Genomic DNA, 24,357 nt, shown 5'->3' on the forward strand with positions numbered 1-24,357 from the left:
TGCAGTGTTTATGATCACAATCCGGAGTTTATGAGCGGAATGCAGTGTTTATGATCAAAATCCGGAGATTATGAGCGGAATGCAGTGTTTATGATCGCAATTCGGAGTTTATGAGCGGAATGCAGTGTTTATGATCACAATTCCGAGTTTATGAGCGGAATGCAGTGTTTATGATCACAATTCGGAGATTAGGAGCGGAATGCAGTGTTTATGATCACAATTTCAGAGTTATGAGCGGAATGCAGTGTTTATGATCAAAATCCGGAGATTATGAGCGTAATCCAGAGTTTATAATCACCATCCGGAGTTTATGAGCATTCATCAAGATCTTTTTCAGGTCACAGTAATTTTACTTCAAGCATTTAAATATATGAACACAACTTAACTAACATACCCAGCATTCGGTTAAACATCCGATTGCATGGAATTCACTTGTAATCACAACGTTTCCCCTGTACCATGTAACATGTAGAATGGAGGGGTGCCACATGAATCCTTGGATAATGGTTTTGATTATCTTTGTGATAAATATTGTTTATGTAACTTTTTCTACCATGCGAATGATTTTAACATTAAAAGGATATCGCTATTTTGCAGCCCTCGTTAGTATGATTGAAGTGGTAGTTTACGTAGTGGGACTTGGGCTTGTATTAGACAGTCTAGATCAAATTCAAAACTTAGTTGCCTACGCACTCGGTTTTGGTTCGGGTGTAGTGGTGGGAACAAAAATTGAAGAGAAAATGGCACTTGGCTATATCACCGTTAATGTTATTACAGATGAGCTTAATAAAGAGCTGGCATCGATATTACGCTCTAAAGGGTATGGTGTAACAGATTGGGCAGCACATGGATTAGGGGGGAATCGTTCTGCCATGCAGATATTGACCCCACGTAAATATGAGCTCAAACTTTATACTACGATTGCTGAACTTGATCCGAAAGCCTTTATCATATCCTATGAACCGAAAACAATTCGGGGAGGATTCTGGGTCAAGTCTGTTAAAAGAGGGAAGTTATTTAAATGAGCCAACGAAAAACAGTATGGTTTCAAGTTGAAGAGCATGAGACAATCTCAGATTGTATAGACCGTATGAAAGCAGCAGGTTATGTACCTGCTGGACGTAAGGAAGAACCGTTATTTGAAGAACGTGATGGCAAGTATGTGCCGATTCGCCAGATGATCCAGTTGAAAGGTGTTCTGGCCGATAGTGAATGATTTGAGTTGAGGGATCCAAGGGGGAACTAGACGATGATTGAACGGTATACACGCCCTGAAATGGGAGCTATTTGGACAGATGAAAATAAATACAATGCATGGTTGGAAGTTGAGATTTTAGCGAGTGAAGCGTGGGCAGAGCTTGGAGATGTTCCTAAAGAAGATGTGGAGAAAATCCGAAAGAACGCTGGCTTTTCTGTGGAACGAATCCTTGAAATTGAAAAAGAAACGCGCCATGATGTTGTAGCCTTCACACGTGCGGTTTCTGAAACGCTTGGAGACGAACGCAAATGGGTCCATTATGGACTTACTTCAACCGATGTTGTGGATACTGCGCTTTCCTATTTATTGCTTCAAGCCAACCAAATTTTACGTGCTGATATCGTGAGATTCATCGATATTCTTGCTGAAAAGGCGAAAGCTCACAAATACACTGTAATGATGGGACGTACACATGGTGTGCATGCAGAGCCGACAACATTCGGACTGAAACTTGCATTATGGCACGAAGAGATGAAGCGTAACCTGGAGCGATTTGACGCGGCGGCAGCATCTGTACAGGCGGGTAAAATTTCTGGTGCAGTGGGTACCTATGCGAACGTCGATCCGTTTGTAGAACAGTATGTATGTGAAAAGTTAGGTCTGACTCCAGCACCTGTTTCTACACAAACGCTACAGCGTGATCGTCATGCACAATATCTTTCAACATTGGCATTAATTGCAACATCGATTGAAAAGTTTGCTGTTGAAGTACGCGGACTTCAGAAATCTGAAACTCGTGAAGTCGAAGAGTTCTTTGCAAAAGGACAAAAAGGTTCTTCGGCAATGCCTCACAAACGCAATCCAATTGGATCTGAAAATATGGCGGGGCTATCACGTCTCATTCGAGGATATATGATGACCGCTTATGAAAATGTACCGTTATGGCATGAGCGGGATATTTCACATTCATCCGCAGAACGAGTGATCTTACCGGATGCGACAATCGCGCTGAATTACATGTTGAATCGTTTTGGAAACATCATGAAGAACTTGACGGTTTATCCTGAAAACATGAAGCGTAACATGGACCGTACACATGGCTTGATTTACTCCCAACGCGTGTTGTTGTCTTTGATCGATAAAGGGATGTCTCGTGAAACGGCATACGATACGGTGCAACCTTTGACGGCACAGTCTTGGGACGAGCAATGTTCGTTTAAAGAGTTAGTCAAAGGCAACTCAACAATTACGAATCATTTAAGTGATGAAGAAATTGATGAGTGTTTTGACTACAACTATCATCTACAGAAGATTGACTTGATCTTTAAGAGAATCGGATTAGCATAATAGAGATTTGAACAATGAAAAAGGTTCCAGCATACATATGCCGGAACCTTTTTTATTCCATTGCACCTACTGATTTTAGCTGCATGTCCACTTTGACATCAAATTCAAGCTCGGGGTAAATTGCTTTCCAATTGTCTAACGTATCTTTAGTGTTTAGACGTGTAGCTCGGTATTTTAAACCAAATCCAAAGGGATCTACATTCTTCTCCTGGAGATGAATAAATAAATCCTTCACTTGTTCACTAAACTGTTCACCGGACAATTTGCTGTAATGATCAAGCTCTTTAAGTTTTAATAACTTGTTGGATTCGCTAATAACCCCTACGGCTTTAATAGAAATTATAGCTCGAGGTTTCTCACCGTTCTTCACATCAATTTTATATTTCATCTTCACGCGATCCATAGCAAGCGTAAATTTATAGCCATCATTATCAATTTTGTATCCATAACCTGCAGCTTCTCTCATGAGAGAATTGTATAATTTCGTGTCTGTCGGTGTTAATACGACTGGTTCTACGCTGTTCTTTAAGACAATGGAGTGGTTCACCGTGAACTGAGTACCTTCTTCATTTGCTTCAACAATTGGAAGTACGGAACTCTGTCCTTTTGTATCGTAGTCACGACGGAATTCAAACAAAAAAGTCGTCGTTACAAATGGGCTCTCAGTCCCTGTTCTGTCAAAGTAGTTATAAAGCGTATTTTCTCCAGCTGATTCAAGTGGTGGCTGCACTCTTAACACATCTTCCGCGCTTGGTTTTGCCACTAGCACATAGAGAACGAGTTGAAGGTCGCCTCTTCGAACGAAGTAATCCATTAAAGAAAATAAGTCTCCGTGCAGCAAGTCTTCATTTAACGCAAGGATTTTTGTTTGACTGAAATCCATTACTTTATCGTCTTGTGTTTCCAGAAAACGAATGGTTTCGGCAACGGACTCACTCTCATGCACTAAATAAGCATATTCATTTTCTGTAGAGGATTTTAAAGAGGGAATCGGTTTCGCAATTTTTAGAGTAACTCTAAACTTATTGCCAGGATCTTTTGGGGGATCGACCCCAATGCCAAGTACGAATGAACGCTTATCCACTCCTTTGTATGCGCATCCAGAAATCGATGAAGTGAGAGCGATTAAAAGAATGGAAAGAATAATAATTTTGAGCCATTTTGAACTCATTGAGAGGCACCTCTCTTAATAGCCAGCATGGTAAAAAAGAAAACGGCTACAAATATTGGGAGTGAGTAATAGTAATATTTTGTGTACTGGTAGAGCTCATATTGTGTGAGTTGTACAGTTACCCATAAGCCAATTATTGAGAAAACAAGTACAACTAAAAAAGGTGTTAAATTCTGTTGCTTGACTTGCAATGATTTCAATCGGTATATACTTAAAATTAATTTGTAAGAAACGTGCCAATGAATAATTATGCTGACAAAAGCTATTGTCACGAAAAGAAACATGAAAATGAAGACGACACGTTCTACAATTCCGAATTTCATACGTACGGCATCTGCAGAAGAAGTCCATGGAAAGATGAATTGATCAATTTGGTCGAAACCTGAAAGACCAATAGGAATGAAATAAGAAGTAACCAACATGAGCACTCCAAATATACCAATAGCTACTAGGGAGAGGATTGAGATTTTCTGTTTCTCTTTAAAGTATCGGTTAAAGATGATGAGATTGCTACACCCCAAAAACGTGAAGAAAGTTGCAACCAAAGAGCTGTATTTTGGCATTTGGTTAATGTGCATGATTGATAAACTGACTTGGTCCCAGTCCAACTCACTGCTGGAATAGAGCTTAAAAAACATGATAACCCCTATTGGAACCATAAGAATAAAAACGATTTCTAAGGTAAATAAAACGCTTTTAGATTTGAGTAACACACCAAAGAATACAGTAACTAATATGGATAAGGTAATTGTATAGATAGACATTTCAGGAGTTAGGAACGTAATAAGTAAAAATACGGTCATGACGAGAGTGATAGCTCCTGCAACAAACCAAATGAATGCGAAGTAAATCGTCACTGGAATGCGAACCCATGAAGCGGTATACGCCTGCAATAGCTCAATCAGGTCCCTTCCTGGAAATTGAATGAAAAACTTTACAGTGATGTACATAAACAGCATTCCAGCTGCAGTCCCTATCAACATAGAGCCGATAGCGCCGTCAGCAGATTGTACTAGCAAAATACGTGGAACTGGTGTCGTAATAATTGCCATCATACTTGTGAAGATTAAATAATATAAAAAACGACTCACTCGCTATTCACCATCTTTTCACTCCGCTTACTTCGCCATCCGATTCTTAAATAGGGCTCGCCAAAGCTGTCTTGGTTTGTAAGGTGGATAATGAGTAAAAGCGACCCAGATATAAGTCCAACTAAACCAAATAGTGTTGTAAGTAGGATCAGGAACAAGCGTCCAATTCTTACTGCGAATCCAAGTTCGTTCATAGGAATAACAAATGTAGAAATCGCAACGATCGCAATGATCATGATGAGAACATTGGAGGCGAGCGAGGCTTCCGTTGCAGCAGTTCCTAAAATCAAGCCACCTACTGTCGTAGCGGCAGCGTTTATGGATCTAGGAAGCCGCACACTGGCCTCTGTAAGTAGTTCTACAAAGAACAGCATGATGATGACTTCCATGAAGGAAGGATAAGGAACACCGATTCTACTTCCTGCCATGGTCAAGGTAAGTTCTGTACGTAAAACTTCCGGAGAATAAGCGGTAAACGCTACATACATACTAGGCAGTAGTAAACAATTGAGTAGTCCAAACCAACCGAGTAAGGTGTTGTAAAGGGAAATCAAATAAGTATGATAGTTTTCTTCCATCGAAACCATGAAGTCGAAGAAGATTACAGGTAATACAATCGCATAAGGAGAGTTGTCAACGAGTAATATGATCTTCCCGCCTGTTAAGTTATAGACGATTCGATCTGGACGTTCCGTAATAATTGATGTTGGAAATAGGGTGAAGCGTCTGCTAGTTAGTCGAACGGCAAGTTCACCTGCAGATTGAATGAGAGGTTCGTCCAAACCATCCAGTTTTTCTTTAACTCTACGTAATACATCCACGTTCACCTCTTTTTCATCATAAAGAAGGGCGATTGACATATTGCTTTTATCATTTAATTGTTGGGTTTCAACATATAGATTAGGCTGATGGTAATGTTGCCTGACGATGCTAACATTCGTTTCTAAATCTTCACTGAGTGAGAGTTGGGGACCGTGAATGGTTGTTTCAGCAATTGTAGGTCCTTGTAATGTATTTCCTAACTTTCTTATTTCGAGAATACTGTAGGTGGAATCCGCATAAACGAGTACAAATCCTGAAGTGAGCATGATAAGTATTTCATCCGGTTGAGGAGGATCCAATCTATTGGGGAGACCTTGTATGTAAGCACCGTATTTTTGTTCATCGTCCAACTCATAAAAGGGTTTAATGATAGATTGTTGCATGGTTAAGCCGTCCACAACAGTCTTCATATAGAGGAGATGGACGTGAGCGTCATCGAGTGTAAGGGGAACGTGCAAGACATCAAAAGAGGATGGTAGTGCTTCAGATATTAATTTCATGAACGGCGGCATCTCCGGCTTCTTGCTTTCTGTCATCCCAATCCACTCCTTTTTGGTCACGCATATAGTGTGCTTAGCCTAACCGAAAAAGGAGAATTTTATTCGCGATGAATGATTGAGATGTGAACGTTAGAGGCGCTAAAACAAGGCAATTCATGGCATCAAAGTGTTCGAAGTGCTCATAACCCATGAAAAGTGCTCATAAAAGCAGGAAAGTGCTCATAACCCATGGAAAGTGATCATAAAAAGAGGAAAGAGCTCATAACCCATGAAAAGTGCTCATAAAAGCAGGGAAGTGCTCATAACCCATGAAAAGTGATCATAAAAGCGGGAAAGTACTCTCAAGTTCCAAATCAGTCCCCAGCTCAATCCGCCACACACATCCACCCGCTAAAAAATGTTGTCTGGAAAAATTGAGTGATGTGGCCAAAGCCAGCTTCCCGCAACAGCCCTTCTATCTCATCACCAGTAATAAACGACAAGGCACGTACCGTCTTCTCCATCTCCAACACTTGCGCTTCGGACAACGAAGATCGGTCAATCCAGCTTTGTCGCCATAGCCCAAATAATTCATCGAATGACGGATCATTCCGATTACCTGCCATAGACGCAATTACAAATGGTGCCCCGGGCTTCAGTCTCAACCGAATCTCCCGAAGTAACGTCACTTTCTCCTCGACGCCATCAATAAAATGCAACACAAGCAAACACGACGCTGCGTCAAATGAGTTTTCTGCAGGCAAATCCCCCGCACTCCCTACGACATAGTCCACACGCTCCGTTCCAAATCGTCCTTCCACTTTTACGCGTGCTTCTTTCAGCATAGGTTCAGAAGGATCCACCGCAGTAAACGCCCAAGTCGGATTGTGCTCCGCAAACTCCAGCAATTCATTGCCACCACCTGCACCAATGACCAAAACTTCGGAATTCTCTCCTGCACGTCTTCGAAGAGCTGTATTCGAAAGCCGGACGAGCCCATCATAGGTCGGCAGTGTTCTGCGGATTCCTCTATCGTATTCTGTTGCTGTATCTACATCGAATGTTAGACGTTCTGTCAATGAAATCACACTCCTAAAAGTTCTCTCCACTAAATTTTCGCTACGGACATAGCCAGTTCCTTCATTCACTATCTATTCACACTTTCCAAGCTATGGTAGGATAAATGTAGCAAAAGATGATAAAGGAGACGATCTCAATGTGGAACGCGGAAGAAATCGCTTCGCAACTTGCCGTCATTGACGGAAAAGAAGCACCGGATTTAATCATCACGAACGCCACGTACTTACATTCTGTTTTAAAACAGTGGAAAACAGGTACGATTTGGATCAAACAAGGTCGCATTCTCTATACAGGTGAGCGTATGCCAGTAATGACTGAAGGCGCTGAACTGATCGATGCGACAGGCAAATGGATTGTCCCTGGATACATAGAACCGCATGTACACCCCTTTCAATTATATAACCCGGAAACGTTCGCTCAATTTGCTGCGCAACACGGGACGACAACGTTTTTATCGGACAACTTAATGCTACTCATGTCGATCAACCAACAGCAAGCCTTCACGTTACTCGACCAATTGAAACAGTTGCCGTTTTCCTTCTACTGGTGGGCACGCATGGATTCGCAAACGAATTTGCGGAACGAAGCTGAAGTCTTTGCCCCAGAAAAAGTCGCGGAATGGCTGAAGCGTGACGACGTGCTTATGGGGGGCGAGCTAACAGGGTGGCCGAGGTTATTAAAAGGCGATCCTGTCATGACAGCCTCGCTCCAAAAAGCGAAGCAGCTCGGTAAAAAAGTCGAAGGACATTTTCCAGGCGCATCTGAACGCACACTTGCCCGCATGCGGCTGCTTGGCGTGAATGGGGACCATGAATCTATGACGGCGGATGAAGCGGAAGCGCGGTTGTTGCAAGGCTATGCCGTGACACTCCGAGAATCGTCTATTCGCCCGGACTTGAGACCGTTGCTCGAAGGCATTCTCGAAAAAGGGCTCAATGTATTCGACCATCTGATGATGACAACAGACGGATCTCCACCGCTGTTCCACGAGGATGGTGTGATGGATAAATGCATCCGAATCGCATTAGAAGTCGGTGTCGATCCAATTGATGCGTACCAAATGGCTTCCTATAACATCTCAAGGTACTATGATATCGACGAATTACATAGTGTAATAGCACCGGGACGTTTTGCAACATTGAACTTTTTATCGGACATTCGCGAACCGAACCCGACAGACGTGTTATCTAAAGGAATTTGGTTGAAGCGTGATGGACAAGCGTGTATCGAATTCAACAAAGCAGATTGGTCAGTATTCCCGGAATTCGCACCCGATTTCGATCTCACGTTAGAAGATTTAATGGCAACGGAACCAATCGGCATCGATATGCTAAATGATGTCATCACGAAGCCCTATGAGACAACTGTCGATTTGTCCGCTGAGCAATTGGCAGGAGATCATGATGAGTCGTTCCTTGCGCTCATTGACAGAGATGGAAAGTGGCGGGTGAATACGGTCATTAAAGGATTCGCACGCTCTGTGCAAGCTCTCGCATCTTCCTATTCCAACACGGGAGACATTATTTTAATCGGGAAAGACAAGAACGAAATGCTTCGAGCGTTCGGTCATCTGAAAAAACTAGGCGGAGGAATTGTCCTCGCTGAAAATGATGGGATTCTATGCGAATTGCCACTATCAATAGGCGGCAGTCTGTCCGATCAACCTATCGAAACTTTGCGCGAACAAGAACGTGTATTCAAGCAAGAATTACGAGACAGAGGGTACGAAAAAGGGGACGCTGTTTACAGTTTACTTTTCCTACAGTCCACCCATTTGCCGTATGTCCGTGTGACTCAACTAGGTGTTGTAGATGTAATGAGAAATAAGGTTTTAATACCCATGACAGAACGATAGGAGAGCCACTATGAATGTAACGAAAGTACTTTTTACGGCATTACTCGTTGGACAGGTTTTACTCGTTGGCTGTTCAAAGGATAAAGAAGAGTTGCCACAAACAGAAGTCGAAGCGGGAGAATCAGTTGAGACCGTTGCACAACCAACCGCTCCGTTTACAGGAATGGCAGTGGAATCTGCAGATCTACGGCCAATTCTTGCAACTATCAATAATCACCCGCTTGCTCGTCCACAATCCGGGTTAAGTCAGGCGGACGTCGTTTATGAAGTGTTTGCAGAAGGGAATATCACCCGGCTGCTTGCTCTCTATCAAAGCCAACTTCCTGAGGAAATCGGACCGATTCGAAGCGCACGTGATTATTTCATCGAAATTGCAGATGGATTGGATGCTTTCTATATCGCACATGGATACAGTCCTGATGCACACGCGTTATTGACTGCGGGAGTTGTAGATAACATCAATGGCATGCAGTATGACGGATCTTATTTCGTCCGCTCCCAAGAGCGTAAAGCGCCACATAACTCATACATTTCAAAAGAGCATATCGAACAAGCCATGGAGGATTTATCGATCGACTCTGAAATACGGGAAGTACCAACGCTTTCGTTCCATCCGGACGCTGATAGTGCTAAACTAGGAGAGATTGCATCGACAATTGTTGTCGGTCACCCAGACCCAAATTTCACAAGCACGTATACATTTGACCCAGAAGCTAAAACGTATGAGCGTTCAGTCAATGGAATCATTACGACAGACAAAGCCGACGACAAAAAGGTAACTCCTGCGAATATCGTCGTCATGGAAGCCCCTTATACAACCATTGACGCAGAAGGAAGACAATCGTTGGATTTAACAAAAGGCGGACCTGCTATTTTGTTTCAGAATGGCGTCGCGCTTACACTCGAATGGAAACAGATCGATGGCGTGATTACACCTGTACAGAACGGGGTACCTGCAAAATTAGTACCAGGTCAGACGTGGTTCCATATCGTTCATGAACAAGCGATTGGCAACACGACAACCTATACCCCTTAAGGACGGAGGTAGTTTCTTATGCTAGAAAAAATAAAAGGCGAACAAACCGATCAGTTGTTTCGCGCAATATTAGAGTTAAAGGATTTGGATGAATGCTACGCGTTCTTCGATGATCTGTGCACAATTGGAGAAGTTCAATCCCTTGCACAACGTCTTGACGTGGCAGTCATGCTGAAAAAGAAGCATACGTATGACAAAATTCAAAGTGAAACAGGTGCGAGTACCGCAACCATCTCCAGAATTCGTCGATGTGTCGATTACGGAACAGGCGGGTACAACTTGATTGTCGATCGTTTGAACGAAAAACAAGAGTCGCCATCTGAAGAGAACTAGCTTTATAAACCGGTAACAGCTACAGGCTGTCCGGTTTTTTCATTTGTACGAGTGTCAACGAGAACCAGAGCGTATTTTTTGCTATACTGTAAGGAACGTAATTACGAAAAAGCAGGTGACTGAAAATGGATGTTCGAACTTGGCGTCATGCCTTTAAATTAGATCCCGCAAAAGAAATTTCAGACGAGGCACTTGAGCAACTCGCAGAATCTGGAACCGATGGATTGATCATCGGGGGAACCGACAATATTACACTTGAAGGCGTACTCGATTTACTTTCAAGATTACGTCGATACGCAGTTCCCCTTGCACTCGAAGTTTCTGACGTAGATGCTGTTACATTCGGTTTTGACTATTACTTCATCCCGACTGTATTGAATGCGAAAGACGTGAAGTGGATGAACGGCATCCATCTCGAAGCATTGAAGGAATTCGGTCATATGATGAAATGGGAAGAGGTTGCAACAGAAGGCTACTGTATTATGAACCCAGATTGTAAAGCAGCCCAATTGACCGGTGCAACCGAAATACCTACACAAGACGATGTCGTCGGTTACGCACGGATGGCGGAGCATTTATTCAAGTTACCGATTTTTTACTTGGAATATAGCGGAACGTACGGGGATCCGAAAATCGTCAGTGCCGCTGCATCTGTGTTGGATGAAACCCGACTTGTCTATGGCGGTGGGATCCGCACTGCAGAACAAGCAGCTGAAATGGCAGCAATTGCCCACACAGTCGTGATTGGCAACGTCATCTATGATGATTTGAAGAAAGCACTTGCAACAGTGGATGCGGTAAAAGGAGTTACCAGTCCGAAGTGATTTCGTGTATACTTAAAGAACAAACGTTCCTAAAAGGCGGTTATAGATTATGAAAGAACTCGCACAAGACTTACTGACGGGTATGAACCCTGAACAGGCGCAAGCCGTGAAGAAAACAGAAGGTCCTTTGCTCATCATGGCGGGCGCAGGATCCGGTAAAACACGCGTACTGACACACCGGATTGCCTATCTGGTCATTGAAAAAAATGTTTATCCATCTAAAATTCTTGCGATTACCTTTACAAACAAAGCATCTCGCGAAATGCGGAACCGAATCGATGGATTACTCGGCGAAGGATCAGGGGATCGGATGTGGGTATCCACATTCCACTCGATGTGCGTGAGGATTTTGCGCCGCAACATCGACCGTATCGGCTTTTCCAAAACCTTCTCCATTTTGGACTCCTCAGATCAGTTATCTGCCATTAAATCAGTCCTGAAAGAACAAAACTTAGACCCAAAGCAGTATGATCCACGGACGTTACTTAACATTATCAGTTCTGCGAAAAACGAGTGCATCGATGCAAAAGAATATCGGGCAGGTGTGAACGAATCGAATCCATACGACCGGGTTATCGCAGACGTTTTCGATGGCTATACGAAAAAACTGCGTAAAAATCAGTCTCTCGATTTCGACGATCTGATCATGCTGACATTGAGATTATTCGAGCAAGTTCCAGATGTGCTCGAGTTCTACCAAGACAAGTTCCAGTACATCCATGTTGATGAGTATCAGGATACCAACCACGCGCAATATCGACTCGTTCAAATGTTGGCGGAGAAATTCCGCAATATTTGTGTTGTGGGTGATTCCGATCAGTCGATCTACAAATGGCGTGGCGCCGATATCGGCAACATTTTGTCGTTTGAAAAAGATTATAAAGATGCTGAAGTCATTTTACTAGAACAGAACTATCGCTCAACCCAGAACATTTTACAAGCAGCAAATGACGTCATTAAAAACAATGAAAGCCGTTACGATAAACGACTACGAACGGAAAACGACGAAGGCGATTCCATAACAGTTTATAAAGCGACCGACGAGAAAGATGAGTCTCAATACGTTGTCCGCAAAATCATTGAATTGCAGCAAGAACAGGGCTATTCACTCGATCAGTTCGCGGTCCTGTACCGGACGAATGCTCAATCCCGGATGATCGAGGAATACTTAGTAAAATCGAATTTGGAATATACGATTGTCGGTGGTACGAAGTTCTATGATCGGAAAGAAATCAAAGACCTACTCGCATACTTGCGACTCATCGCTAATAACGACGATGACCTCGCACTTGCACGAATCATTAACGAACCGAAACGCAGTATAGGCGCGACCTCGTTTGAACGTATGGCGACATTCGCCATTGAAAACGACCGATCCATTTTCGATGCAATGCAAGAATTGGACTTCATGGGTCTGACGAAAAAAGCAGCAGTGGAGTCGGCAAAGTTTCGCGACCTGATTCAAAACTTCACGCAGATGCAAGAATTTTTGTCTGTCAAAGAGCTGACCGAGCAAGTGTTGGACAAAACCGGATACCGCGCGATGCTTGAACGCGAAAAAACGATTGAATCGGAAAGCCGTCTCGAGAACATCGACGAGTTTTTATCCGTTACAGAAGCATTTGAAAAACGTGCAGAAGATGACGAAGGCGACAAATCACTCGTAGCATTCTTGACGGATCTGGCACTCATTGCAGATATCGACTCTCTTGACAAAGAAGAGAACCAATCGACAGAAAAAATCGTCTTAATGACAACGCACTCTGCAAAAGGTCTTGAGTTCCCAGTCGTATTTGTAATTGGTATGGAAGAAAATATTTTCCCGCATGCCCGTTCGATTGGAAATGACGAGGAAATGGAAGAAGAACGACGTCTTGCGTACGTAGCAATTACGCGTGCAGAACAAAAATTATTCATGTCTTCAGCCTCGAGCAGAATGCTGTACGGTAAATTCAGTTACAACAATCCATCTCGTTTTATCAGCGAAATCTCTGATGAAGTGATCGAATTAGAGAACGCTTCTGGCGGTTTCTCTGTCGGCGGATCTCGCTTTGACGAACCAAAGCGCCCTGCTGTGAAAAAGCCTGTCTACGAAACGACGGGTGGGGAAAAGCTAGGATGGTCAGCAGGTGACAAGGCCGCTCACAAAAAATGGGGTACAGGTACTGTCGTCAGTGTCAAAGGTTCAGCGGATGACGTTGAACTCGACATCGCCTTCCCGGAAGTCGGCATTAAACGATTGCTTGCGAAATTTGCACCGATTGAAAAAGTGTAAGAGGAGGAACGCAATGTGAACGATCGCAACGAGCTCGAACAGCGCGTGTTGGAATTGAATAAGTTGCTCACCGAGTATGGACGAGCGTATTATGTGCTCGACAAACCGGTTGCTTCTGATGCGGAGTACGACAAACTGATGCAGGAACTGCTTACGATTGAGGCAGAGAATCCTGATTTGATCTACCCGGATTCTCCTACCCAGCGAGTAGGCGGGAGTGTGCTAGAAGGCTTTACAAAAGTCGAACACGACTATCCGATGCTTAGTTTGTCTAATGTGTTTAACGAAGAAGACATTCGCGAATTTGACCGCCGTGTCCGAGATGCGGTCGGCGATAAGGTGTCTTATATTTGTGAATTGAAAATAGATGGACTTGCTGTCTCATTGAAATATGAAAACGGTCGATTTGTTCAAGGATCTACTCGTGGTGACGGATCTGTCGGAGAAGACATCACGGCGAACTTGAAAACAATTCGATCCATCCCACTAAAACTGAGTGAGCCAATCAAAATCGAAGTGCGCGGCGAAGCCTACATGCCGAAAAAGTCTTTTGTACGACTTAACGAAGCCCGTGACGAAGCAGGCGATGAACCATTTGCAAATCCGCGAAATGCGGCTGCTGGTTCGTTGCGTCAACTCGATCCGAAGATTGCTGGCAGCAGAAACCTTGCAGTCTTCTTATACGGAATTGGTGGAGACGGTGAAGCGTATGGTCAGGCAACACACTCAGAGGCACTCGACTATCTCGACAAACTGGACCTTGTAACGAACCATGAACGCAAGCGATGCAAGTCGATTGAAGAAGTCATCGAATACGTCAACAGCTGGGGAGACAAACGCTCCAACCTCGATTATGAAATTGACGGCATTGTCATTAAAGTCGACAGTTTTGAAGACCAGGAACAGCTAGGATATACAGCGAAGAGTCCCCGTTGGGCAACTGCTTACAAATTTCCCGCAGAAGAAGTTGTGACCAAACTGCTCGACATCGAACTGAGTGTCGGTCGAACAGGAACAGTTACACCGACTGCGATTTTGGAACCGGTTCGTGTTGCAGGTACGACAGTCGGACGTGCGTCGCTTCATAACGAAGACTTGATCCATGAAAAAGATATCCGAATTGGAGATTACGTAACGATTCGAAAAGCAGGCGATATCATTCCGGAAGTCATTGGGCCACTTGTTGAGAGGCGGACGGGCAGTGAAGAGCCGTTTGACATGCCTGAAAACTGTCCGGTTTGTGATTCGGAACTCGTACGCATTGAAGGGGAAGTTGCGTTACGCTGCGTGAATCCTCAATGTACTGCTCAGTTGAAAGAAGCGCTTATTCACTTTGTCTCGCGTAATGCGATGAACATAGAAGGCATTGGCGAACGCGTTGTCGATCAGTTGTATACAGTGGAGCTCGTCAAAGACTTTTCGGATTTGTACGGATTAACAGAAGAACAGTTGCTTGAGCTTGAGAGAATGGGTGAGAAATCCGCATCCAATCTCGTATCGGCGATTGCTGCTTCAAAAGAGAATTCATTAGAAAAACTTCTATTTGGTTTTGGCATTCGACATGTTGGGGAAAAAGCAGCGACTTTACTTTCGCGTGAATTCGGCTCATTGGATGTACTGATGGCTGCAGAACAAGAACAGTTGCTTGCAATCCATGAAATCGGAGAAAAAGTGACCGATGCGATTGAAACGTACTTTTCCAATGAGGATGTTCTCGAAGTCATTCAAAAATTGAAAGACTACGGCGTCAACATGCAATACAAAGGACGCACGCAGCAAGAAATCCCTGATGAGGGTCCATTCGTTGGTAAAAAGGTCGTCTTAACAGGAAAACTATCGATTTTGACACGAGGCGAAGCGAAAGAGAAGATTGAAGCACTTGGCGGTGAAGTGAGCGGGAGTGTCAGCAAAAAGACTGACCTCGTGATTGCAGGAGAAGACGCAGGATCTAAGCTTGCGAAAGCGGAAGAGCTCGGCATTGACGTATGGGACGAAGCGAAGCTCATTGAAGTGCTGGAAGTAAAGGAGTAAACAATTAGATGAAAAGGTTATTCACAATACCGGTAATCGCTTCTGTCTTGTTCCTTGGCGGGTGTATCCCGTCAATCGGACCGGAAAAAGATGAAGTTATTCAAGAAAACGAAGACATCGAACAAGAGACAGTCCTCATTCCTGAAGTACAGCTGAATGAGCAATACTACCGAACGTTACTGCCTTTTAAAAAGAGTGCAAGTCGCGGATTAATTGTTAACCAAGTATATAGTAAGTATGATATTGGCGAGGTTGAGGAGGGGCTCCTTCGATTATCGGCGAAAAAGTTCGATCCAAAAGATCACTTTTTCCAAGAAGGACAATTCATCGATGAGAAAACAGCAATCCGTTGGCTATCGAGAAGTTCGAAGTTTGATGAAGGCTTGAACCCACCTATCAACGACAAAATGTCTCCTCAAGATATTAGCGAGAAGGCGCCTATCTATTTGGCACATATCGTTGAACAAAACTACTACGTCAAAACGGACGATAAAAAAGTGGGGTTAGCAGGCATTTCAATCGGACTTGCCATGAACTCTGTGTTCTACCAGCGTGATGCGACTGAAGCGAAAATCCCTGACAAAACGATTCAGGAGCAAGGGATGAAAATGGCAGAAACAATCGTTAAACGAATGCGCAAAATCGAAGGCGTCGGTGATGTACCGATTACAATCGGTCTATTCAAACAGGAACCTCGCAGTTCAATTGTTCCCGGGACGTACTTCGCGACCACAGTTGTTGATAAAGGCAAAGATGCACCATCGGGTTGGAAAGAAGTTAACGAGAAATTCGTCCTACTTCCCGCTTCATCGAAGGATGATAATTATCGTGAAGAAAATCTGACGTTTGAAAGTTTGAAGCAGGACGTGAATGATTATTTCCCTGGATTCGTAAGTATCGTTGGTACAGCGTTTTACAGCGACAACAATCTAAAATCGCTTAAAATCAAGGTTCCAATCCAGTTCTATGGGAAAAACGAAGTCGTTGCGTTGACGCAATATATGACGTCATTAGTGCTGAAATACTATCCTGATATCGAAGTTGAAGTGAGCATTACATCCAATAACGGCCCTGAGTCATTAATTATGAAAAAGCCGGGTGAAAAGGAACCAACTGTACACATCTACTCATATTAAGGATAGGAACTTTTCATCATCTGTCTGAGGTGTTATGATTAATCGTATTGTACAAAAGCCAGGAGGAGAGACCATGTCCAATTTTACTAAAGAGGATATCCAGTATTATGCGAATTTCGCACGGATTGATATGCCAGACGCGGAAGCGGAAAAGTACGCGACTCGTTTGGACACACTACTCGAGTTTTCAGATCGACTAAAAGAACTCGATACGACTGATGTGGAGCCGATGACACATCCGCTTGCAATTGTGAATGTGTTGCGCGAAGACACACCAGAAGACATTCTCAATCGTGATGAAATGCTGAAGAGTGTAGAAGACCACGAAGACGGTCTTATTAAAGTACCGAACATCCTAGATTGACCTGTATAGAGGAGGAATTGACTTATGGTAGTAAACAAAACTGCGTCTGAACTTCAGTCTCTTTTACATAGTCGTGAACTATCGGTTAAAGAACTAACTGAAGCTACACTGCAAACTATTGAAGAAAAAGATAAAACCATTCAGGCCTTCCTAACTGTGACTGGACCAGAAGCCCTTGCTGCTGCCGAACAGTTGGACAACCTTCCTGATGACAAACGCGGTAGCCTATTCGGTATGCCGATTGGTATTAAAGATAACATCATCACAAAAGGCATTAAAACAACATGTGCAAGTAAAATGTTGGAAAACTTCGTACCTGTCTATGAAGGCACAGCTACAGAACGTGTGAAAGATAGCGGGATGGTAGTTGTCGGAAAGCTCAACATGGACGAGTTTGCAATGGGCTCAACAACAGAGCACTCTGCGTTCCAAATCACTCGTAATCCTTGGAACTTGGACCGTGTACCAGGTGGGTCTTCAGGCGGATCTGCAGCGGCAGTCGCTGCTGGAGAAGTTCTATTCTCCCTTGGATCAGATACAGGTGGCTCTGTACGTCAGCCAGCCGCATTTTGTGGCGTCGTGGGTATGAAACCAACATACGGCCGCGTATCACGTTCTGGTCTTGTTGCATTCGGATCATCTCTGGACCAAATTGGACCGATTACGACAACGGTTGAAGACAACGCGATGTTGCTTAGCGCAATCGCAGGTGCTGACTATCGTGACGCATCCGCATCTGAAAAGCCGGTTCCAGATTTCCGTAACTCATTAACGGGAGACATTAAAGGCCTGAAAATAGCCGTGCCAGCACGTTATTTAGGTGAAGGTGTCGATCCAGAAGTACGCGAAGCCGTTAAAAAAGCAATCGGAGTTCTTGAGTCTCTAGGAGCTCATGTCGATGAAGTGGACTTACACTATTCACGCTATGCTGCTCCGACATACTACGTGATCTCATCTGCAGAAGCATCCTCGAACCTTGCTCGTTTTGATGGTATTCGTTACGGTTACCACCCTGCAGATGCTAAAAACTTGAACGAAATCTATTTGCGTTCACGTTCTGAAGGCTTCGGTGAAGAAGTCCGTAAACGTGTCCTGTACGGAACATATGCACTTAGTGCCGGTCATCACGAAGACTTGTACGAGCGTGCACAAAAAGTCCGTACATTGATCGCGCAAGATTTCCAAAATGTTTTTAAAGAATACGATGTCATCGTTGGACCAACTAGTGCAACGAATGCATATAAACTTGGAGAGACCATCAAAGATCCGCTTACGCTGTACGCGAACGACTTATTGACTACACCTGTCAACCTTGCTGGTATTCCAGCAATCTCGGTTCCGTGTGGCTTTGCAGACGGCCTACCCGTCGGTTTGCAAATCATCGGAAACCATTTCGAAGAAGCGATGCTCTATAAAGTGGCGCATGCATACGAGCAAGCGACAGAATTCCACAGACAGACACCGCCTGCTGGGAAGGGGAACTGATTATGAACTTTGAAACGATTGTCGGACTTGAAGTCCACGTAGAATTGAAAACAGATACGAAGATCTTTTCACCGGCACCTGCCCACTTTGGCGCAGCACCGAACATGAACATTCACCCTACTGACCTTGCGTATCCAGGTACTTTGCCAACGATGAACAAACAAGCGATCGATTTCGGGATGAAAGCATCCATGGCACTGAACTGTGATGTTGCACGTGTCATGAACTTTGACCGCAAGCACTACTTCTATCCGGATAATCCAAAAGCCTATCAAGTTTCCCAAGATGACCGCCCAGTTGGAGCAAACGGATGGATCGAAATTGAAGTAGATGGCTATAAAAAGAAAATTCGCATTGAGCGTGTGCACTTGGAAGAAGATGCAGGGAAACTGACGCACTCTGATAACGGATATTCTCTCGTTGACTTGAACCGTCAAGGAACACCACTCATCGAAATCGTTACTGAGGCGGACATTCGTACTCCGAACGAAGCGTATGCTTTCCTTGAAAAATTGAAAGCAATTATTCAATACACAGGCGTGTCAGACGTACGAATGGAAGAAGGCTCACTCCGTTGTGATGCTAACATTTCACTTCGTCCATATGGTCAAGATGAATTCGGTACGAAGACTGAGCTCAAAAACTTGAACTCTTTCAACTTCGTGCGTCGCGGAATCGCGAACGAAGTCGAACGTCAAGAGAAATTGTTGCTTTCTGGAGAGAAAATCGTCCAGCAAACACGTCGTTATGACGAAGCAACAGGACAAACTGTTCTGATGCGTATTAAAGGAAGCGCGAACGACTATCGTTTCATCAATGATCCAGATCTTCCGGAAATTGTTATCGATGAAGACTGGATCGAGCGCGTACGTGCAGAAATTCCTGAACTTCCAGATGCGCGTAAAAATCGTTATGTAAGCGAGCTCGACTTACCAGCATACGATGCACACGTGTTAACATTGACAAAGGAAATGTCTGATTTCTTCGATGAAACCGTGAAGGCTGGCGCGGATGCGAAACTAGCATCGAACTGGCTCATGGGCGGAGTATCAGAATACTTGAATGCTGAAGGCAAAGAATTGAAGGAAACGCCAATTACGCCTGCAGGTCTTGCGAGCCTCGTGAAACTCATATCAGATGGAACAATTTCATCGAAAATCGCGAAGAAAGTATTCAAAGAACTTGCTGAAAACGGTGGCGACGCTGCAGTAATTGTGAAGGAAAAAGGACTTGTACAAATTTCCGACGAAGGCACGTTGCGTAAAGTAATCAGTGAGATTTTGGACGCGAACGAGCAATCGATTGAGGACTATAAGAACGGAAAAGACCGTGCTGTAGGATTCCTCGTCGGTCAAGTAATGAAAGCAACGAAAGGGCAGGCAAACCCGCCGCTCGTTAACAAACTCTTGTTGGAAGAAATCAGCAAGCGATAAGTAGAACATCCGACAACGCCCTGTGAATTGGCTCAAGCTATCCACACAGGGCGTTTTCGTGAGTATTGCAAGGAAATTGATTTCCATGTGTGGATAGAGGTACACTTAGGAAAAGGTTGTTTTTGCATTACTGTTCTAACTGAACTTATATTCGAATAGTTACATCACAAAAAGGAGTGTGAGGGTCGTTGGCTACTGAATTGGAGTATTTTGAACGAGCGATTTCACTGAATGAGTATATGGATCGTATGGAGCAGCTGAAAGATAGCAGTTTTTCAATTTATGAAAAGTTTGATGTGCCAAAAGACGACGAATTCATCACCCGATTAAAAGAAGTGAAGCCACGGATTCTTGTGATCACTGAAGATTGGTGCGGAGACGCGATGATGAACAATCCAGTATTACGAAGAATTGCGGAAGCGGCGGATTTAGACGTTCGAGCAGTGTATCGGGATGAAGATACCGCACTCATTGACCGCCATTTGACGAATGGAGGGCGCTCGATCCCTATCTACCTACTACTCGATGCAGACGGTAAGGTGTTGGCTAAATGGGGTCCACGTGCTTCAACGATTCAAAAACATGTGATGGGATTGAAACAACAAATACCAGCTAAAGATGCACCAGACTTTGAAGAAAAGCAACGATTGGTATATGAACAAATTCATGCTGAATATTCAACGAAACCGGAGTATTGGCTGACGGTTTACGAAGACATTCGCACTACATTCTTGCCAGTGGTCCAAGAGGCTCAATAATAGCTCGTGCACCTGGAGCTGAGTGAACAGAAAGAGGGAAACGATGTATGAAGCGTGCTCGTATAATTTATAATCCGACTGCGGGACGGGAAGTCTTCCGCAAAAATTTAGCGGATGTGCTCATGCGGCTTGAACAAGCTGGTTACGAAGCATCTGCACACGCAACAACGTGTGAAGGCGATGCAACCGTAGCTGCCGCTGCGGCTGTTGAACGCGGTTTTGACTTAATCATTGCTGCTGGAGGAGACGGAACGTTGAACGAAGTCGTCGCAGGAGTTTCAGAGTTCGACGAGCGTCCACCGATTGGTCTTATCCCCATGGGAACGACGAATGATTTTGCCCGAGCACTTCGTATTCCACGTGATATCCACAAAGCGCTTGATATCATTCTAGAAGACAAAAAAATTCCAGTCGATGTCGGTAAGATGAACGATCGGTTCTTCATCAACATCGCAGGTGGCGGTCGAATGACGGAACTGACGTATGAAGTCCCAAGCCGTTTGAAGACCATGCTCGGCCAACTCGCGTACTACTTGAAAGGGATTGAAATGCTTCCATCCATTCATGCAAGCCGTGTGAAAATCGAGTATGATGATAAAGTTTTTGACGATGAAGCTATGCTATTTTTAGTGGGCTTAACGAATTCTGTTGGGGGCTTTGAAAAACTCGCTCCTCAATCGAGCATTAACGACGGGAAATTCACTGTGCTTATCTTGAAAAAGTGTAACATCGCAGAATTTATCCGCGTCGTGACGCTTGCAGTACGAGGCGAGCACTTAAATGATCCACTCGTGATTTCATGCAAAGCCCAGACGGTAAAAGTGACGTCTGAAGAAGAAGTCCTCGTGAATTTGGATGGTGAATATGGCGGGAAAGCACCCGCTGTCTTCGAAAACCTCTCATGCCATATCGAAATGTACGTTCCATTCGATAAGCTTCGCGAACAAGATCGTACATGGTAAACCCTTGAAACTCCGCTGATTTGTGCGGGGTTTTTTTTGCGGAATGAAATCAGAATTTGCACCAAACCCGCTCATTTAGGGGGGCCGTCAGTTTTCGAGGACGACCCGCTCGTAATGGGAGTGAACCCGCCCGTTCCTGGGGTCGACCCGCTCGTTCCGTGAGTGGATCCGCCCGTTTACGAGGGCTACCCGCTCGTTCTGGGAGTGGACCTGGGGCTATTATAAAAAACGTACACACAACCGCTCAATATTGTTATATTCTAATTACTAATGAAAAGGACGTGTATGAAGTGGCTAAACACCAATCTCCTGCATTCAAGTTATATATTTGCCGTCTTGTGGTAGAAGAAGGCCGAAAGATGACTCAACTCTCCTATGAAACAGGCGTGGCCGAGGGGACCATTAGAAGATGGGTATCCAGATATCGCAAAGAATTGAAAGAAAAGAAATCAGGTGAAGGAATATCAACTCCGCGCTGCTGAAAAAGAGATGGAGAACCTTCGAGAAGAAAATGAGATTTTAAAAAAGGCTATGCATGTCTTCGCGAAAAACCAGTCATAAGGTACCAATTCATTCAGGAACATTCAAAAGAGTACAGTGTGGCGAAGATGTGCAAGATTCTGGATGTATCAAGAAGTGGCTACTATGAGTGGAAACACCGACCACTAACCATTGAATGGCAACGGAGACATGAAAACCGAGAAGCGATTAAGCAGGACGTCTTCCTATTTTTCCACCTTGGACATGGGGTCTGCGGTAGTCCGAGGATTCATAAGGATCTTAAAGAAATTGGCTATCAAGTAAGTGAAAGCTTCGTAGCTACGCTAATGAGAGAACTGGGATTGACCGCACAATTTAAAAAGAAATTTGTCACCACTACCAATTCCGATCATGACAAACCAATTTATCCAAACCTGCTAAATCGTCAGTTCGATGTAGAAGAGTTGAACACTGTATGGGCGACTGACATTACCTATGTCAACACATTAGATGGGTGGGTCTACTTAGCGAGTGTAATGGACTTGTGCTCAAGACGTATTGTCGGATACACCCTCGGTGTCTCAATGGAAGTAGAGCTAGTCTCCTCAGCTTTGAAGAAAGCACTTCTTTTGCGTCAACCAAAGAATGGGTTTCTTCATCACTCTGATCGGGGCAGCCAATATTGTTCAAAAGAATATATTAGCCTTCTTAAAGAACATGACGTGGAGATTAGTATGAGCAGGACAGCGAACCCCTATGATAACGCATGCATTGAATCTTTTCATGCCACCATCAAAAAAGAGCTGATCTATCGCTGGGGTACAGTGACCCGAGAACAGGCGTTAAAAGAAATCCCTAGTTATATTGATGACTTCTACAATACAACACGACGACATTCTACATTAGGCTACCTATCCCCGATGAAGTTTGAGGAACAACTCATCAAGAGGAATAAAGAAGCGCTCATTTCCTGACCACTTAGACGGTGAAGGATAAATATTCCAACGGAATGTTTCTTCTTCACTGTCCCACCAAGCGGAGCGCGGTAGTATTCCTGATATAAAACCGAGCATTTTTCAGTGTACGTTTATTGACTAAATACCAGACCCGCCCGTTTAGGAGGGTTACCCGCTCGTTCCGTGAGAGAACCCGCCCGTTTCCGTGGGGTACCCGCTCGTTCTTGGGTGAACCCGCCCGTTTACGAGGTGACCCACTCGTTCTGGGAGAGAACCCGCCCGTTTCCGTGGGTTACCCGCCCGTTTACGAGGGAGACCCGCTCGTTCCGGGAGAGAACCCGCCCGTTTACGAGGGCTACCCGCTCGTTCCGGGAGAGAACTCGCCCGTTTCTGAGAGCGCCCCCCTCGTTCCTCACAAGCGTTCGATTCACAAGAGGATACCCACTCCATTTCGCCTGTAAATTGCTCCAATCACTCTTCATCCCAACAAAAAAGCAACGAGCTCAAGGCTCGTTGCTGACCACCAACTCTTATTCGATAAACTCCAATGCCTGATCTTGCTTCGATGCAAGCTTCGGAAGATCTTCAACAGGAATCCATTTGAATTGGAACACCAGTCCTTCATCTTTGCCATCTCCATGCACCTTATAATCCCATTCACGTTCGTGATCTCCGACATAGTCGAAATGGAAAACGTTTCGTTCGAGTACTTCATCTTTATCTTTCGGGAAAAAGTTCGTTTTATGAAGTTTACCACATAATACAAGTTCATCGCGTTGAATTCCGGATTCTTCCTCAATCTCACGATATAAAGCATCGATCAGTAGTTCGTCCCTCTCGATCGTGCCACCTGGAACTTGGAGTCCAGCTTCAGGGAAGTCCCTATGCTTGAACACAAGAAGTTGGCGGTCTTCTTCTTCGCCTTTGGTAATATAGGCAAGTACTTTCCGTTTAAGTTTCATTGCGTTCACCTCGCTTAATTGTACTAGTATACACTACAATTGACAATAATTCAAGTATTCAAGTAACAAACTGTCACAACACTATCACTTTTATTTACCCAAATATGCGTAATTTAATCCAAAGTGGGGAAAGTACTTAGTACGTCATGTTGTATCACTCGAAATAAACTATTGAAAGGATGTGTCCCGATGTACAAAAAACAGGAAAAGGTTCTCATTTGGTTAGCGTTTGGCGTCGCGGGCGTAATGCTTCTCTCGATTGTTGGAAGATTATTTGGA

At 44.2% G+C, this 24,357-nt stretch carries 21 protein-coding genes and 1 pseudogene; 17 read left to right on the top strand and 5 right to left on the bottom strand.

Features of this window, described 5'->3' with window-relative positions; translation table 11 throughout:
- Positions 1-488: 488 nt before the first annotated feature.
- The 3 genes from N693_RS0113265 to purB are packed head-to-tail and all read left to right on the top strand — an operon-like array spanning position 489 to position 2,545.
- Positions 489-1,025, top strand: a complete 537-nt coding sequence (locus N693_RS0113265) for a DUF2179 domain-containing protein (protein WP_025785319.1) — start codon at positions 489-491, stop codon at positions 1,023-1,025.
- A complete protein-coding gene (locus N693_RS0113270) occupies positions 1,022-1,216 on the top strand; it encodes an NETI motif-containing protein (protein ID WP_025785320.1) in 195 nt (64 codons plus the stop codon). Before N693_RS0113265 ends, N693_RS0113270 begins: the two co-directional genes overlap by 4 nt.
- A gap of 33 nt (positions 1,217-1,249) precedes the next feature.
- A complete protein-coding gene (purB, locus tag N693_RS0113275; protein ID WP_025785321.1) occupies positions 1,250-2,545 on the top strand; it encodes an adenylosuccinate lyase in 1,296 nt (431 codons plus the stop codon).
- Between the two features lie 52 nt (positions 2,546-2,597).
- Here the strand turns inward: purB and N693_RS0113280 are convergent, their stop codons facing one another.
- From N693_RS0113280 to N693_RS0113295, 4 genes are all read right to left on the bottom strand, one after another.
- Positions 2,598-3,716, bottom strand: a complete 1,119-nt coding sequence (locus tag N693_RS0113280) for a Ger(x)C family spore germination protein (protein WP_025785322.1) — start codon at positions 3,714-3,716, stop codon at positions 2,598-2,600.
- Entirely contained in the window at positions 3,713-4,807 is a 1,095-nt protein-coding gene (locus N693_RS0113285; protein WP_025785323.1) for a GerAB/ArcD/ProY family transporter, read from the bottom strand. The genes N693_RS0113280 and N693_RS0113285 overlap by 4 nt, the downstream gene beginning before the upstream one ends.
- Entirely contained in the window at positions 4,804-6,165 is a 1,362-nt protein-coding gene (locus N693_RS0113290) for a spore germination protein (RefSeq protein WP_025785324.1), read from the bottom strand. Before N693_RS0113290 ends, N693_RS0113285 begins: the two co-directional genes overlap by 4 nt.
- Positions 6,166-6,494: 329 nt before the next feature.
- Positions 6,495-7,187 (bottom strand): class I SAM-dependent methyltransferase, encoded by a 693-nt coding sequence (locus N693_RS0113295; RefSeq protein WP_025785325.1) that lies wholly within the window; start codon positions 7,185-7,187, stop codon positions 6,495-6,497.
- Between the two features lie 137 nt (positions 7,188-7,324).
- Between N693_RS0113295 and N693_RS0113300 the strand changes: the two genes are divergently transcribed.
- From N693_RS0113300 to N693_RS0113365, 14 genes and pseudogenes are all read left to right on the top strand, one after another.
- Positions 7,325-9,043, top strand: a complete 1,719-nt coding sequence (locus N693_RS0113300; protein WP_025785326.1) for an adenine deaminase C-terminal domain-containing protein — start codon at positions 7,325-7,327, stop codon at positions 9,041-9,043.
- Between the two features lie 10 nt (positions 9,044-9,053).
- Positions 9,054-10,079, top strand: a complete 1,026-nt coding sequence (locus N693_RS0113305; RefSeq protein WP_025785327.1) for a DUF3048 domain-containing protein — start codon at positions 9,054-9,056, stop codon at positions 10,077-10,079.
- An 18-nt stretch (positions 10,080-10,097) separates the two neighbouring features.
- Entirely contained in the window at positions 10,098-10,412 is a 315-nt protein-coding gene (locus tag N693_RS0113310; RefSeq protein ID WP_025785328.1) for a YerC/YecD family TrpR-related protein, read from the top strand.
- Positions 10,413-10,537: 125 nt separating this feature from the next.
- Positions 10,538-11,236: a heptaprenylglyceryl phosphate synthase gene (locus N693_RS0113315; protein ID WP_025785329.1), complete on the top strand. Its 699-nt coding sequence runs from the start codon at positions 10,538-10,540 to the stop codon at positions 11,234-11,236.
- Between the two features lie 49 nt (positions 11,237-11,285).
- The gene (gene pcrA, locus N693_RS0113320) at positions 11,286-13,511 is read left to right on the top strand and encodes a DNA helicase PcrA (protein WP_025785330.1); all 2,226 of its coding nucleotides are present in this window, start codon (positions 11,286-11,288) and stop codon (positions 13,509-13,511) included.
- Positions 13,512-13,526: 15 nt separating this feature from the next.
- The gene (ligA, locus tag N693_RS19305; protein WP_037593336.1) at positions 13,527-15,542 is read left to right on the top strand and encodes an NAD-dependent DNA ligase LigA; all 2,016 of its coding nucleotides are present in this window, start codon (positions 13,527-13,529) and stop codon (positions 15,540-15,542) included.
- 8 nt (positions 15,543-15,550) lie between these two features.
- Positions 15,551-16,678, top strand: coding sequence for a CamS family sex pheromone protein (locus N693_RS0113335; RefSeq protein ID WP_025785331.1), 1,128 nt, complete (start codon positions 15,551-15,553; stop codon positions 16,676-16,678).
- Between the two features lie 73 nt (positions 16,679-16,751).
- Positions 16,752-17,042 (top strand): Asp-tRNA(Asn)/Glu-tRNA(Gln) amidotransferase subunit GatC, encoded by a 291-nt coding sequence (gene gatC / locus N693_RS0113340; RefSeq protein ID WP_025785332.1) that lies wholly within the window; start codon positions 16,752-16,754, stop codon positions 17,040-17,042.
- A gap of 24 nt (positions 17,043-17,066) precedes the next feature.
- Positions 17,067-18,527 carry an Asp-tRNA(Asn)/Glu-tRNA(Gln) amidotransferase subunit GatA gene (gene gatA, locus N693_RS0113345; RefSeq protein WP_025785333.1) on the top strand — a complete coding sequence of 487 codons (1,461 nt, stop codon included), beginning with the start codon at positions 17,067-17,069 and terminating at the stop codon, positions 18,525-18,527.
- Between the two features lie 2 nt (positions 18,528-18,529).
- The gene (gene gatB / locus N693_RS0113350; protein WP_025785334.1) at positions 18,530-19,960 is read left to right on the top strand and encodes an Asp-tRNA(Asn)/Glu-tRNA(Gln) amidotransferase subunit GatB; all 1,431 of its coding nucleotides are present in this window, start codon (positions 18,530-18,532) and stop codon (positions 19,958-19,960) included.
- A 188-nt stretch (positions 19,961-20,148) separates the two neighbouring features.
- Positions 20,149-20,718, top strand: a complete 570-nt coding sequence (locus N693_RS0113355) for a thioredoxin family protein (protein WP_025785335.1) — start codon at positions 20,149-20,151, stop codon at positions 20,716-20,718.
- 47 nt (positions 20,719-20,765) lie between these two features.
- On the top strand, positions 20,766-21,680 hold the full coding sequence (locus N693_RS0113360; RefSeq protein WP_025785336.1) for a diacylglycerol kinase: 915 nt from the start codon (positions 20,766-20,768) through the stop codon (positions 21,678-21,680).
- 290 nt (positions 21,681-21,970) lie between these two features.
- Positions 21,971-22,162, top strand: coding sequence for a transposase (locus N693_RS20390; protein ID WP_172643594.1), 192 nt, complete (start codon positions 21,971-21,973; stop codon positions 22,160-22,162).
- A 51-nt stretch (positions 22,163-22,213) separates the two neighbouring features.
- Positions 22,214-23,134: pseudogene (locus tag N693_RS0113365) on the top strand (IS3 family transposase); the annotation flags it as partial.
- A 512-nt stretch (positions 23,135-23,646) separates the two neighbouring features.
- Here N693_RS0113365 and N693_RS0113370 read toward each other — a convergent pair.
- Positions 23,647-24,078: an NUDIX domain-containing protein gene (locus N693_RS0113370; RefSeq protein WP_025785338.1), complete on the bottom strand. Its 432-nt coding sequence runs from the start codon at positions 24,076-24,078 to the stop codon at positions 23,647-23,649.
- Between the last annotated feature and the right edge of the window lie 279 nt (positions 24,079-24,357).

The sequence above is a fragment of the Sporosarcina sp. D27 genome (assembly GCF_000586555.1).
Taxonomy (GTDB): domain Bacteria; phylum Bacillota; class Bacilli; order Bacillales_A; family Planococcaceae; genus Sporosarcina.

Bases quoted from the DNA above. Each gene is read 5' to 3' on its own strand.
- N693_RS0113265 (WP_025785319.1), top strand. From the start codon at position 489: ATGAATCCTTGGATAATGGTTTTGATTATCTTTGTGATAAATATTGTT.
- N693_RS0113270 (WP_025785320.1), top strand. From the start codon at position 1,022: ATGAGCCAACGAAAAACAGTATGGTTTCAAGTTGAAGAGCATGAGACA.
- purB (WP_025785321.1), top strand. From the start codon at position 1,250: ATGATTGAACGGTATACACGCCCTGAAATGGGAGCTATTTGGACAGAT.
- N693_RS0113280 (WP_025785322.1), bottom strand. From the start codon at position 3,716: ATGAGTTCAAAATGGCTCAAAATTATTATTCTTTCCATTCTTTTAATC.
- N693_RS0113290 (WP_025785324.1), bottom strand. From the start codon at position 6,165: ATGACAGAAAGCAAGAAGCCGGAGATGCCGCCGTTCATGAAATTAATA.
- N693_RS0113300 (WP_025785326.1), top strand. From the start codon at position 7,325: ATGTGGAACGCGGAAGAAATCGCTTCGCAACTTGCCGTCATTGACGGA.
- N693_RS0113305 (WP_025785327.1), top strand. From the start codon at position 9,054: ATGAATGTAACGAAAGTACTTTTTACGGCATTACTCGTTGGACAGGTT.
- N693_RS0113310 (WP_025785328.1), top strand. From the start codon at position 10,098: ATGCTAGAAAAAATAAAAGGCGAACAAACCGATCAGTTGTTTCGCGCA.
- N693_RS0113315 (WP_025785329.1), top strand. From the start codon at position 10,538: ATGGATGTTCGAACTTGGCGTCATGCCTTTAAATTAGATCCCGCAAAA.
- pcrA (WP_025785330.1), top strand. From the start codon at position 11,286: ATGAAAGAACTCGCACAAGACTTACTGACGGGTATGAACCCTGAACAG.
- N693_RS0113335 (WP_025785331.1), top strand. From the start codon at position 15,551: ATGAAAAGGTTATTCACAATACCGGTAATCGCTTCTGTCTTGTTCCTT.
- gatC (WP_025785332.1), top strand. From the start codon at position 16,752: ATGTCCAATTTTACTAAAGAGGATATCCAGTATTATGCGAATTTCGCA.
- gatA (WP_025785333.1), top strand. From the start codon at position 17,067: ATGGTAGTAAACAAAACTGCGTCTGAACTTCAGTCTCTTTTACATAGT.
- gatB (WP_025785334.1), top strand. From the start codon at position 18,530: ATGAACTTTGAAACGATTGTCGGACTTGAAGTCCACGTAGAATTGAAA.
- N693_RS0113360 (WP_025785336.1), top strand. From the start codon at position 20,766: ATGAAGCGTGCTCGTATAATTTATAATCCGACTGCGGGACGGGAAGTC.
- N693_RS0113370 (WP_025785338.1), bottom strand. From the start codon at position 24,078: ATGAAACTTAAACGGAAAGTACTTGCCTATATTACCAAAGGCGAAGAA.